The organism is Sphingomonas sp. PL20 (assembly GCF_017875905.1).
GTDB classification, from domain to species: Bacteria; Pseudomonadota; Alphaproteobacteria; order Sphingomonadales; family Sphingomonadaceae; genus Sphingomonas; species Sphingomonas echinoides.
On the sequence record NZ_JAGINH010000002.1, the window covers coordinates 3,372,672 to 3,385,334 of the forward strand.

A 12,663-nucleotide genomic window follows, 5' to 3' on the forward strand; every position below is an offset into this window, starting at 1 on the left:
CATGCCGCCAGCGGTCCCGGTAGCGCAACCCATGCGCGCCCTTGTCCCGCTGGATCTTGTTCGCCTGCGCGACATCGGACCGGTCGATCCCACCCAGCAATATGGCGGCCTGTTCACAGTGTCGCCGGACGGTGGGCGGGCGGCTTTCCAGCTTCGCCGCGGCGACCCTACCACCAACAGCTTCTGCTTGGCGATGCTTGTGGTCGAGCTGCGCCCTAGGGGAAAAATCCAGGTCGTCGACCGCGGCGGCGACTTCCTGCTCCGCCGCTTCGACTCGCGCGGCAAGGCAGATTTTCCGGTCGGGGTTGCGGACGCGGTCACGCCTCGCTGGTCGCCTGACGGTCGCTGGATCGTCTATCGACGGCGAGACAAGGGTGCCGTCCAGTTGTGGCGGGCCCAGGCGGATGGCAGCGGAAGCGAGGCGATCACGGACAGCGTCGATGATATCGACGACTTTCGCTTCACGGCCGACGGGTCGGCAATCGTCTACGGTACCCGGCCCGGTCTCCGCGAAGCAAAGGTCGCGATCGACCGGGAGGGCCTCTCGGGATTCCATTACGACGATCGATTCTCGCCTGCCTCCAGCAACCGCCCGTTCACGCCTGCTCCGATCCCACAAGCGGCATGGCTCCTCGACCCGCAGAGCAGGAAGGTACGTGCGGCCACGCAGGGCGAAGCCGCGCAGCTTGACGCGTCATCAATGCAGGAAGGCCAATGGGCGGAAGCAGTAGGTCCTGCTGGCACCATGGCGATGGTGCAGATGCCCGCGCGGCCCTCTTATCCTTTGCTTGGGCGACTCGCCGTCCGGACGCGCGGACGCGTCGTCTCATGTGATGCGGCCGAATGTGCCGGGTCACGCTACCCGTGGTGGGCCAGCGGGAAGGTCCGCTTCCTGCGGTACGAGGGTTGGAAGAATAGCGAAACCACCGTGTATGAGTGGACACCGGGCGCTAGGAGCGTACGTCGGCTATACCGCACGGAGGACCTGCTGCTCGGCTGCGTCCCGTCCGGTGACGGGATCGATTGCCTGCGCGAGGGCGCTCTCCAGCCGCGCCGGCTCGAGCGGCTCGATCCGGCAAGCGGCCAGCGTGACATCGTCTTCGATCCCAACCCCGAATTTGCCAATCTGACTCTCGGGCGCGTCGAACGCCTGCGCTCGACCAACAGTTTTGGGCTTCCGTCGTTCGCCGATCTGGTCCTTCCGATCGGCTATGTGCCCGGCAAGCGCTATCCGCTCGTCGTGGTCCAATACAATTCGCGGGGGTTCCTGCGGGGCGGCACCGGCGACGACTATCCGATCCAGGCCTTCGCCAATCGCGGCTTTGCGGTACTGAGCGTGGACAAGCCGACCCCAGTCGGGATGAAGGCCGCGCCTGACTATGTCGAGGCCGACCGCATCAACCTCAAGGACTTTGCCGATCGCCGCAGCGTGCTTGAGGCTGTCGAGATGCCAGTCCGCCTAGTGATCTCCCGCGGCATCGCCGACCCGGCGCGGATCGGCCTCACCGGCCTCAGCGACGGCGCCTCCACGGTGCAGTTCGCGCTGCTTCATAGCAACCTGTTCTCGGTCTATGCGATAAGCAACTGCTGCTGGGATACCAGCATGCCGGTCCGCGTTGGACCGGGCGCTGCCGGACAGTTCGCCACCATGGGCTATCCCAGAACGACCGACCACAGCGCGGTGGCCGAGGATTTCTGGCGGCAGATCGCTATTTCTCCCAACGCTAGGACCATAACCGCGCCCATCCTGGCGCAGGTACCCGATGATGAGATGTGGGGCGCGCTCCAGAGCTTCACGGCACTTCGCGAGCAGCGGCGTCCGATCGACCTCTATGTCTTTCCGGACGAGCATCACATCAAATGGCAGCCAGCCCACCGGCTGGCGGTCTACACACGGTCGCTAGACTGGTTCGACTATTGGCTGAACGAGGTGAGGGCAGCCGACCGAGCTGACGAGGTCGCGCGTTGGGACGTGCTTCGCATGGAATGCACCGACTGCTCGATACTTCCGCGCCGAAGGCAGTGAAACCATGACGCGACCTAACGCTCGGAAAGCACCACGTCGCGCGGCAGCGATCTGCTACCCGCAGCCGTCGAATCTTCAGTCACTGCGGCTGCGGCGACGGGACGGAGAGACGGGGAGCCTCACAAACAATGTTAGCCTAAAGTCCCGCATCTGGAAAAGTCTCTGCTTACGCGATAGCCGGAGCGAGATCGGCGAGGCCATATTGCCGGGCGATGAGGCCGGGCACTTCGCCTTCCGGCTTTTCTCGGACTGCGGCAACCAACGCCTCTGCATCCTTCCCCACCACATAGCGAAGCCGCGCGACATCGTCGGTAGCGGCTTCGAAGATCACCTCCGCCACATCCTCGGGACTGACCAACTCGCCCGAGGCAATGATCCGGTCGCGGTTGGCGACGACCTTGCGATACAGGTTTTCGTAGGCCTCGATGCCGCCGCCTGCCGTCGTCTTGCGGTCCGCGACAGCATGAAAGTCGGTTGCGACGCCGCCGGGTTCGATCAGCTTGACGCCAACGCCAATCGCGCGGAGCTCGTACCAGATCGATTCAAAAAAACCTTCGAGCGCGAACTTGCTCGATATGTACAATTCGGACGTGGGTAGACCGACCTTCGCACCAGCGGAACTTGTCACTAGGACAAGCCCCTTTCCACGCGCTCGAAAACCTGGGAGCACGGCGCGAAGCACGTTCATCGCACCGAACACGTTTACCGCAAACTGATCCTGAATCTGCTCGGTGGAGATTGCCTCGAACGCGCCATATTGGCCGAAACCCGCGTTGGAGAGCAGTACATCGATGTCGCCGAAACGAGCGGTCGCAGCGGAGACGGCCCGCATGCACTGAGCCTCGTGCCGCACGTCGAGCTCTGTAATCAACATCCGAGACGACTCGACCAGTCCATGGGCCACGGAAAGATCGGGCATCGTCGCCACGACATTCCATCCCTCGCTCTCGAATTTTTGCGCGGTCGACCGACCAATGCCGGAAGAGGCACCGGTGATGAGAACTGCTTTAGTCATTTTATGCCCTTCGTTGCTCAGGATGCCGCATTTTCGGTGTTACCAGCCTGCCGCGCCACGCGTCGCTCAAGGGCGACCTAGGTCTTAGGCAACCAGCTGGTGCGATAGGGTCCACAGCCGCTCAGCGTTGTCGGGGTCGAGGGCGTAGCCTGCGTAGCCACCGGTGAAATCGGTCGGACGCTTCGCAACCTGCTCCGCTTCGTTGCAGTCTTCGAAATAGCGGCCGCCGACGCCGTCAAGGAGTGGCGAGGCGGCGAGCAAGACGCTGGTAGCGGCTCCTTGCTCCAGCGTCTTGCGCCGCTCGACAGGGGTCTTCAGCCCGCCGGTGTGCTTCTGTAGGCCCGTCGCGATAGCACCGGGATTGAGCGCGTTCGAGACGATCCCATCGTCGCGCCAATGTCGAGTGATTCCCACTGACAGCAACGCTGTCGCCGACTTCGATTGGCCATAGGCCCCAATCGGGGTGTACGGTACAAAGTCGAAACCGAGGTCGTCGAAGAGTACCGGCGAAAAGAAATGTCCGCTGGAACTTACCGAGACTACGCGTGCGCCTTTGGCTGCCGCCAACGAGCGTTGCAGACCCTGCACCAGCGCGAAATGGCCGAGATAATTGGTGCCGAATTGCAGCTCGAACCCCTGAGGCGTTTTCTCGAGATCCGGCACAGCCATGATGCCGGCGTTGTTGATCAAGACATGAAGCGGCCCGGCCCAGTCATCCACGAACGCCCGGACCGAGCGGAGGTCAGATAGATCGAGCGCCCATACCTCGACCGCAGGATTGCCGGTCGTTTGACGCAAGTGCTCGGCAACCGGCCGAGCCACCTCGGGGCGGCGCACCGCGAGGACGATTTCGGCACCTGCAAGCGCCAGAACACGCGCGGTTTCCAGTCCGATGCCAGCAGCACCGCCAGTGATGAGCACGCGCTTTCCGGCGAGATCAACGTTCCCGGCAACCTCAGCGGCGGTCGAGTGAAATCCGAAAGCTGTGGTAAGACGCTGCATGACTACTTCCTCAAAAACGGCGTCCGCAATCGAGCAATTCGGATAAAATGTCGCGTGAGACGCTGTTAGATCATGATCAGGCGAGCGAATTTCCAGATCGCTTCGCGACCAGTGACTGGTTGAACGATCTCGTTCGGACAACGGCCCAACGCGTTCTCACTTTCGCTCACGGCAACTTGCTGAGCGCTCCAGCGCCGCTGCGCTAACCAGAGCCCACGCAGAGCACAAAGCGGCCGTTCCTGGGCCGCCGCGATCCGTGAGACTACCGACGCCCAGCAAGGGAGCGCAGCATGAACTCGAAGCAGCCTGAAATGCGCAGCACAAATCCGAACACGTCGTTGCGACGGGTTCGTTTCCGCAACTGGCGGGCATCCCTGCTGGGCAGCGCGATCTGCGTGAGCGCCGTCGCCTCGATCGCGGCCTCTTCGCCGACGGTGCGCACGTCCGCGAATATTCCTGTGGAGCAACTTAAATTCTATCAAACCAAGGAGGGTTTGACCTTCGCCAAAGCCTGGGGCGACCCCGCCGCCGGGCCGCATAGTAATTTTATCAGGCTGCCGGGCAGTTACGCCAGCCCGCTGCACGTTCATAGCTCGGATTATTACGGCGTCGTCGTGACCGGGGTCGTTGCGAACGAGCGCCAAGCTAAGCCCGATCGTCCGCTGCGACCCGGGTCCTACTGGTTTCAGCGTGGCAATGAGCCGCACACGACAAAATGCCTGTCGCGGGAGCCGTGCCTGATTTTCGTCACGTCGCACGGCGCGTTTGACCTTCGCGTGGTCTCCGCCCCCTCGACCCTGGGTCGAGATCCGGCGCACCACCCATGAGGGCGGTCGGCACGCCGCCATCACGGTCGACGGCCGAGGCGCTCAAGGCCTGTTGGACGGGCGAAACCGCCGTCGTTCCGCCAAAAGTCAGGTATTTCGATTATCTTCCGGTCGGCTTCTTCGGCTCGGTCATGGGGCTGACCGGTCTCAGCGTCGCATGGAAGCTGGCGGCGCAGGCCTACCCCGTTTCGGAGCGCATTTCGGGGGTGATCGGGATCGTTGCGGTGGCTTGGTTCCTTTTGTTGGGATCGGCCTACTGCCTCAAGGCGCTGACCGCCTTCGAGGTGGTCCGCAGCGAATTCCATCACCCGGTCGCCGGCAATCTCTTCGGCACGATCCTGGTCAGCCTTTTGCTGCTGCCGATCGTGATCGCGCCGACGGCGCTGCTGGTCGCCCAGTCGCTCTGGTGCGTTGGCGCGGTCGCGATGGTGGGATTTGCGTGGCTGATTGTCGATCGCTGGATGAGCGTGCGCCAGCAAGCGGTTCTCGCCACGCCGGCATGGATCGTTCCGGTCGTCGGCTTGATCGACGTGCCGCTTGCGCTGCCGAGCCTGAACCTCCCCGCGGCTCATGGCGTGATGGTCGCCTGTCTGGCGATCGGGCTGTTCTTCGCGCTCCCCCTCTTCACGATCCTGTTTTCGCGGCTGCTGTTCGAGGAACCGCTCACCATGCCGCTCCAGCCTATGCTGCTGATCCTGGTCGCGCCGTTCGGCGTAGGACTCTCTTCCTATGTGGCGACTACCGGGCAAGTCGATCTCTTCGCAGAGGCGCTGTTCTGGATCATGCTGTTCCTGCTCGCGGTGTTGCTCGGCCGATTGCGCCAGCTTTTGCACTGCTGCCCGTTCCGGGTAGCTTGGTGGTCGGTCAGCTTCCCGCTGGCCGCGGCGGCGGCGAGTGCGGTTCGCTTCGCCATGGCGCGACCCGGCCTTGTCGCCGACTCGATTGCGTGGCTGCTTTTGGCGCTGGCCACCACAGTGATCGCCGCCCTCACGATCCGTACGCTCGTCGGCATCGCCTTTGGCGAATTAAGGGCTTTGAGCCAGTGAGGCCGACATGACCGATCATAACCGGCGGCGGTTTTTGGAACGCGTGCCGCGCTCGGTCGGCGCGGCACCGCTCGGTCTCGGCGAGGAATCAACCGCAATCCCGGCGAATAAGCCAGCCAGACCGGCGCGAGGCGAGCTTAGCGGCTTGGCGGAGCCGCGACGGATCATCGCCGGGGTCCTTGATGTCGCGTATCTCGAGGTTGGGCCCGGGGACGGACCCGCTGTCATTCTGCTACACGGGTGGCCGTATGACGTGCATGCCTTTGCGGAGGTGGCGCCGTTGCTCGCCTCCGCCGGTTTTCGTGTCATCATTCCGCATCTCCGCGGCTTCGGGCCCACGCGCTTTCGCAACGATGCGACCGGGCAACAAGCGGCGATCGCATCGGACGTCGTCGCACTCATGGACGCATTGCTGATCCCCTCGGCGATTCTGGCGGGTTTCGATTGGGGCGCGCGCGCTTGTTGCGTGGCCGCCCGTGAGCCCGGGCGCTGCGCAGCGCTGGTTTCAGTGAGCGGGTACCTGATCGGCAACAGGGCAGTTGGAGCGCTACCGCTGCTTCCTCGCGCCGAGCTGACTTGGTGGTATCAATTCTATTTCGCCACCGAGCGCGGCCGGGCCGGTTACGACGCTAACAGGCAAGCCTTCGCCAAGCTGATTTGGCAGACGGCGTCGCCCGAGTGGCGCTTCGATGATGCAACTTTTGCACGCTCGGCCGCCTCGCTGGTCAACCCGGATCACGTCGCGATCGTCATTCACAATTATCGCTGGCGGCTGGGGCTCGCGTCGGGTGAGGCGCGATATGACGGGACCGAACGGCTCCTTGAGACTGCTCCGACGATCCACGTTCCCACCATCACACTGGAAGGCGACGCCAACCGCGCCCCGCACCCGGAGCCGGCCCGTTATGCAAGCAAGTTCGTCGGCAAATATGGCCACCAACTCATTGGGGGAGGCTTCGGGCACAACTTGCCGCAGGAGGCACCCCACGCCTTTGCTCGGGCGATTGTCACTGCGGCATCGCTTTAACGGAAACCCGGCCACGGTTCCCGCATAGGCCGATTGGTAATCTAACAAATGCGGCTGGAAGGAGATGCCGAATGACTCACCGCTTCGCCGAACTGATGTTCACGCCCGAGGTCCAGGCCGTTCAGCAATCAATGGGTTCACGGGCGAGCTACGCGCGTCTGGTGGAATCGGGCGCTGCAGGCAACGACCGGCTGGGTGCCACCGAGCGAGACTTTATCTCGACGCGCGACAGCTTGTATATGGCGACCGTATCCGAGACTGGATGGCCCTATGTCCAGCACCGCGGCGGCCCTCCAGGCTTCCTGAAGATTCTTGACGAGAACAGGATCGGCTTTGCCGACTTCCGCGGGAACCGCCAATATATCACGGTCGGCAACCTTGCGGGCAACGACCGCGTCTGTCTGTTTCTGATGGACTATCCCCATCGTCGTCGGCTCAAGCTGATCGGGCGTGCGCGAGCGGTCGACATTGCCGGGGAGCATGAGCTTTTGGAGCCGCTGCAATCCGGCTGCTCGGCGGCCGTCGAACGCGGGCTGATCGTCCAAATCGAGGGATTCGACTGGAACTGTCCGCAACATATCGTCCCGCGGTTCAGCGAGCTGGAGCTCGAGGAAGCACTGGTGCCGTTTCGGGAGAAGATGCGCGCTCTCGAAGCTGAGGTGGAAACGCTTCGTGCTAGGCCGTGACGGGTGTCTAATGCTCCGCACGCCTCTTTAGGCCAGGGGCCGAGATTCAGCACACATGAAGGTTCCGACGACGTTCGTGACGCTACGTGCGCCCATCAGGGGTCGAACGCCACCAAATTGACTTAAGGTCTACGGTCTGAACCGAAGTCGGAAGATCAAGCTGTCCCGATCCGGGAACTCGTAACCTGGCGGTAGATCTGCTCGCACGCCGAGTTCAAAGCCTGCTCCGCGATAAAAGGCGTGCGAACGGGTAGCCACTGAGGGAGTGTCGAGAAAAATCTCGCGATGACCGCAGGCAGCAGCGGCTCGAAGTAGCTGTTTGAATAGCAGTCTAGCGGGGCCATTCGGACCGCGATGATCCTTCGCAACAAAGAATTTTTTCAGGATACCGCATTTGGCATGGTCCAGCAGGCCGAGGGTGCCAACCACCCGCCCGGCATAGAGCGCGATCCAAAAGCCGCCGTTCCGATAGGAGCTTGCGATGTCGCGAAGGTCCGGCTGATCTTCCAACGATAACGCAAGGCCAGCTTCTTGATTCTGTATTGAGAGGATAAGCTCCGCGATCTCCTCGTCCCGACCGCCGGAATATCGCAGGATATCATACCGCATAATTGCTTGAAGCCAGTAAGCTCAGGGACGCGTGGCAACGGAGACGTGGAAACTGTCCTCGAGCATCAGGAAATGCGAGATACGACCGTCCGAAATGGAGAGGATGATGGCGAACTGGGTTTCGATCGTCCGGCCAGTTGCGAGTACGAGGCTGGAGAGAGCTCCAAGGATCACGGCCCTGTTCCGATCGGCAACGATATCGTGCACGTCGAAACCTCGAGGCTCGAGCAGCCGACGATTTTCCAGAATGAAGGCGCGAACCGCCGCATGGCCAGTTTTTCGGCCAATCCAGGGGAGCGCCCCGTCGTCACCAGGAACCTCGAACACGACGTCATCGTGAAACATTCGCGCGATCGCGTCTGGCGACGCACCCGTTCCGATCGCTTGAAGCAGGTCCTGGGCAACGGTGCGGTTTTGATCGGTCGTCATGGTGTTTCCTCGCCTTTCACGGTGGCATCTTCGGGCTCAAACGCTTGCAAGACGAGAGACAGCGGGGTCTCGCGCTCCTGCCGAGGCCAGAATGGGTTTGTCCTGCTACGCCCTTTTGAAGGCGTTCGCGCTCCACCGCGAGTGAAGATGCGTAAGACGTTGTGAGAACGGTCACGTTGCGGAGATTGTCGCGGACGGCCTTCAGCCCGAAGTCCTCGGCAAGGCCGGACAACCAATACGCCGCATATGTCAGTTAACACGCCGATCCCTATGTTACAGTTCGATGATCCCACGCCGTAGCGCGGCCGTCACTGCCTGCGTCCGGTCACCGACGTCTAGCTTGGCGAAGATGCTGCGCATGTGCGCCTTCACAGTGTCTTCGGAAATAGCAAGTGCCCAAGCTATCTCCTTGTTGGCCTTGCCGGCAGCGACGTTGCTCAACACCGCGATTTCGCGCTCGCTGAGGGTTTCGTCGGCCGCGTGGAAGGCAATCTCCTGTGCGATCTCGGGCGGGATGTGGCGCCGCCCTGCGTGAACCGCGCGGATCGTATCGAGCAGGTCCTTTCGCACCGTGCTCTTGAGCAGATAGCCGACAGCGCCTGCCTTCAGCGCCCGCATTGCCTGGGCGTCGCCGGCATAGGTTGTCAGCACAATAATGCGCGCATTCTCGGACTCGGCCCGGATCGCAGTAATTGCGTCGACACCGCTCATCCGGGGCATCTGGAGATCCATCAGGGTGACGTCTGGACGCAGCGCACGAAATTGCTCCAGCGCTTCGGCGCCATTGGTTGCTTCTCCGACCAATTTCATGTCTTCCTGCCCCTCGATGATCGTGCTGATCCCGATGCGAAGCACAGGGTGGTCATCGACGATCATGACCCGAATTGGCTGTCCTTGGGCCGCGGCGACCATCTGTTAGGCTCCCCACCCAAAATAGCGCTTCATCGTGTCGACAAGCCTCCAGCGAGGCCGGTCGGCGTAGGCCAGTCGGCCAGGGACGCGGAGCTGGATTTCGGTCCCGCTGCCCGGGCGGCTCGAGACGTCGAATTCGGCGTGGACTTGTTGCGCACGCTCTCGCATACCCGCCAGACCAAAGTGCCCCTGACGCCCCCCTCGTTCGAAGATCTCCGGATCTATCCCAATGCCGTTGTCGCGTACCCCCAGCACAAGCACGGATGGACGATAGGAGATCACGACCTCGATCATTGTCGCCTTGGCATGCTGAAAGGCATTGATGAGTGCCTCATCGCCGATCCGACAAACTTCATCACGTACCACGGGGTGCAACGCGCGCGGCGTTCCCTCGACCGCCATGCTGAATTCGACCGGATAATCCTGTTGCAGACGCTGGGCCGTGACGGTCAGTTCCTGAGAAAGCTCGCTCGTACCTGCAGCGCGAAGCTGCCGCACGCTATCGCGCCCGTCGCTGAGCACCTCATCGGCGCTGTCGAGCGCCTGATCGATCATGGCACGGGTCTGCTGTCCTTCCGGAATCGCATTGGCGACCGACTGGAAGCGCATGACCAACCCCTGAAATCCCTGCAGCAGCGTATCATGGAGATCACGCGCGATCCGCTCGCGCTCAGCAAGCCGCTCCTCTAGCTTCGAGCGCATCACGGCCTTGATTTGACGCACGCGCAGCAAATACGCGCCCCAGAGCAACGCACCGGCAACGAGGCCGCACAGCGCGAGGAAGATGTTGGACTGCAGAAACGTCGGCGGAATATCGAATTCCATCGTCGTCCCGGTCCGGTTCCACAGGCCGTCGTCGTTAGCGGCAATCACACGGAAGCGGTAATGGCCGGGGCCGAGGTTGGTGTAGAAAGCCTGTCGGCGCTGGCCGGGGTCCACCCACCCGCGGTCAGCCCCCTCCAACTGGTAGCGGACCTGGACACGTTCAGGAATGGACAGACTGAGCGCAGCAAAGCCAATTTCGATGCTCGTCGTGCCTGCGCTCAATCTCACTTTTTTAGGGTCGAGGTAGGTGACCCCTTGCGCAATAAGCCTACCGATTGCGGTTGGCGGGACAACCCGATTGCGGCCAAGCCGAGCGGGATCGATCCAAACGATGCCGGCACCGGTGGAGAACCATAGCCGACCGTCGCCGCCCTTGACCACGGAGCGAGGCGTATCGCGGCTCGCGACCCCCATCAGACCATCCCTGAAGTCCAGTATGGTCGGTGTAAGGCCGCTATGCTGATCATCGAACGCCCGGTTTAGCGCCGCCGTTGACATGCCGACCAATCCTGCGCGGCTGTAAACCCAGGTCTGCCCCCCCGATTGCGAAATTCCTGATATGTAGCCGAGCGAGGGAAAGCGCTTGGGTGAGAGTATCTGTACGGTTTGCCCCTTGATTCGTCCAAGTCCTGATGGACCGCCGAACAGCAAGCCGTCCTTACTGTCGAATAAGGTTCGCACTTTCCCGAACGGGTTATCATACGGGATCAAGAATTTAGCTTCATTGTCGGAAACTAGCTTTGCCAGTCCGGTGGCCTCCGAACCGATCAGCATGTCGCCGTTGGCAATGCGCAGCAAGGCTTGGGGGGCAAGATTGGCGGGAGGAATTGGTACCAAGATCTGGTGCCATGCGTCGCCGATCCGCCCGAACATGCCGTTGTTGACCGTCGCAAGCCACAGGTGACCGTTGCGATCCTCTTCGCAGGCCAAGGCGCCATAATCGCTTTTCGGGGCCGGCAGCGTGTTAACGATCCGTCGATCGCGCATCCGCACCACGCGGTCTTTCAAGACAATCCAGATCGCATGGTCAATGCCCTCGCAAATCGCCTGCGGCTCATCTGCATGAAGGAGCATCTCGGGTTTTCCGCCCGGCTTGATGCCATAGACCCCATCGGCTTCACCAATATAGACGGTGCCATCAGATGCCCCGAGCAAAGCATCGCCCCAAAACGCCACCTTGGTCAGCGATGGCTCCGCGACGACCCTGGCTGAGCGAAATCGCTCAAGGCCAACTGGTGTTCCGATCCAGAGATTCCCTTCCCGATCTTCGAACAATGCCGTCACTGAATCAGCGAGCAGGCCGTCCTTTTGATTGAAGCGAGCGACCGCCAAAGCCGCGGCAACATTCGTGGGAGCGCCTTGCGGAACCGGCGACGCGAGCCGGAACAAGCCATCCCGCGTCAGGCCCCAGAGATTGCCATTGCGATCGAACACGGTCGCTGTCTTTCGCTTCGCGGGCAGAGTCGGGTAAGGAATGGCAGGTCGCGCGCTGGCGTCGCTGCCGTTGCGGATCACGACCCGGCTGCCACTGTCGTCGGAAAGCCAGATGTTACCTTGAGCGTCCTCGCTCGGGGCGGCACGGCCGAACACGGCCACCCTGGTCCTTTCCAAGTGCGTTGCCCCCGGCCGTAGAAAGAGGAGCGATTTGACCGTCGTGATCCAGATGGTGCCATCCCGCGCCACAATCATCTTTGACGCAGCCTCAAAAGGAAAGCCGACGCTTGCACCGACCTCAGCCCAGCGACCGTGCTTGAAGCGCATCAATGGGTGATCGCGCTCGCCAATCATCGCCCAGATGCTGCCGTCGGGCGTCTGGACCATGTCCATGACATAGGTTTGCTGCGGAGTTGGCACATCTCGCAGGACACCGTTGCGATAAACCGAAGTCCCTCCGCCGGTGCCATAGCCGACCCAGACATCGCCCTCGCGCGACACCAGTAGCGACGTGATCGGCTTGCTGTCCGCGCTCGCCGCCGGCCGGATCGGCTGGAAGCTAAGTCCGTCGAATCGATACAGGCCAGAGCCGCTACCGATCCACAGGTAGCCGTCTGGTCCCTGCGCAATGGCTTGGACGTTGCGCGGTGCACCGTCGTCGATTGTCCACTGAGTATGCTTATACTGAGCGATCGTTCGCGCGGGGTCCAGCGCGGACGCGGGCACACCGGTTAGCAGACACGCCAGCAACGCTGGAACGACTTTGAACAGCGATCGCATGCCCCCCCCCTTTTGGCACGTCACAATACTGGTTCGTGCCTCGCA

11 protein-coding genes are annotated in these 12,663 nt (G+C 62.1%); 5 read left to right on the forward strand and 6 right to left on the reverse strand.

Translation table 11 applies throughout. The features are described 5' to 3' along the window. Positions 1-31 precede the first annotated feature (31 nt). On the forward strand, positions 32-2,026 hold the full coding sequence (locus tag H4W01_RS15835) for an Atxe2 family lasso peptide isopeptidase (RefSeq protein WP_334685305.1): 1,995 nt from the start codon (positions 32-34) through the stop codon (positions 2,024-2,026). 166 nt (positions 2,027-2,192) lie between these two features. Here the strand turns inward: H4W01_RS15835 and H4W01_RS15840 are convergent, their stop codons facing one another. Both H4W01_RS15840 and H4W01_RS15845 read right to left on the reverse strand, forming a co-directional pair. After that, complete coding sequence (locus H4W01_RS15840) at positions 2,193-3,041, reverse strand: SDR family oxidoreductase (protein WP_209612248.1); 849 nt, start codon at positions 3,039-3,041, stop codon at positions 2,193-2,195. Between the two features lie 84 nt (positions 3,042-3,125). Continuing rightward, positions 3,126-4,043, reverse strand: a complete 918-nt coding sequence (locus H4W01_RS15845; protein WP_209612250.1) for an SDR family NAD(P)-dependent oxidoreductase — start codon at positions 4,041-4,043, stop codon at positions 3,126-3,128. Positions 4,044-4,333: 290 nt separating this feature from the next. On the opposite strand from H4W01_RS15845, the gene H4W01_RS15850 reads away from it, so the two are divergent. From H4W01_RS15850 to H4W01_RS15865, 4 genes are all read left to right on the forward strand, one after another. Continuing rightward, entirely contained in the window at positions 4,334-4,870 is a 537-nt protein-coding gene (locus H4W01_RS15850) for a DUF4437 domain-containing protein (protein WP_209612252.1), read from the forward strand. Continuing rightward, entirely contained in the window at positions 4,867-5,916 is a 1,050-nt protein-coding gene (locus H4W01_RS15855) for an SLAC1 anion channel family protein (protein WP_209612254.1), read from the forward strand. The genes H4W01_RS15850 and H4W01_RS15855 overlap by 4 nt, the downstream gene beginning before the upstream one ends. 7 nt (positions 5,917-5,923) lie before the next feature. Continuing rightward, positions 5,924-6,943 (forward strand): alpha/beta fold hydrolase, encoded by a 1,020-nt coding sequence (locus H4W01_RS15860; RefSeq protein WP_209612256.1) that lies wholly within the window; start codon positions 5,924-5,926, stop codon positions 6,941-6,943. A gap of 71 nt (positions 6,944-7,014) precedes the next feature. Then, entirely contained in the window at positions 7,015-7,629 is a 615-nt protein-coding gene (locus H4W01_RS15865) for a pyridoxamine 5'-phosphate oxidase family protein (protein ID WP_209612258.1), read from the forward strand. Between the two features lie 129 nt (positions 7,630-7,758). Here H4W01_RS15865 and H4W01_RS15870 read toward each other — a convergent pair whose 3' ends face one another. The 4 genes from H4W01_RS15870 to H4W01_RS15885 all read right to left on the reverse strand — a co-directional run bounded on the left by H4W01_RS15870 (position 7,759) and on the right by H4W01_RS15885 (position 12,618). Further along, a complete protein-coding gene (locus tag H4W01_RS15870) occupies positions 7,759-8,238 on the reverse strand; it encodes a GNAT family N-acetyltransferase (protein ID WP_209612261.1) in 480 nt (159 codons plus the stop codon). A gap of 21 nt (positions 8,239-8,259) precedes the next feature. Beyond that, entirely contained in the window at positions 8,260-8,667 is a 408-nt protein-coding gene (locus H4W01_RS15875) for a nuclear transport factor 2 family protein (protein WP_209612263.1), read from the reverse strand. Positions 8,668-8,940: 273 nt separating this feature from the next. Beyond that, complete coding sequence (locus H4W01_RS15880; protein ID WP_334685306.1) at positions 8,941-9,543, reverse strand: response regulator transcription factor; 603 nt, start codon at positions 9,541-9,543, stop codon at positions 8,941-8,943. 39 nt (positions 9,544-9,582) lie between these two features. Continuing rightward, positions 9,583-12,618, reverse strand: coding sequence for a sensor histidine kinase (locus H4W01_RS15885; RefSeq protein WP_209612267.1), 3,036 nt, complete (start codon positions 12,616-12,618; stop codon positions 9,583-9,585). Positions 12,619-12,663 lie beyond the last annotated feature (45 nt).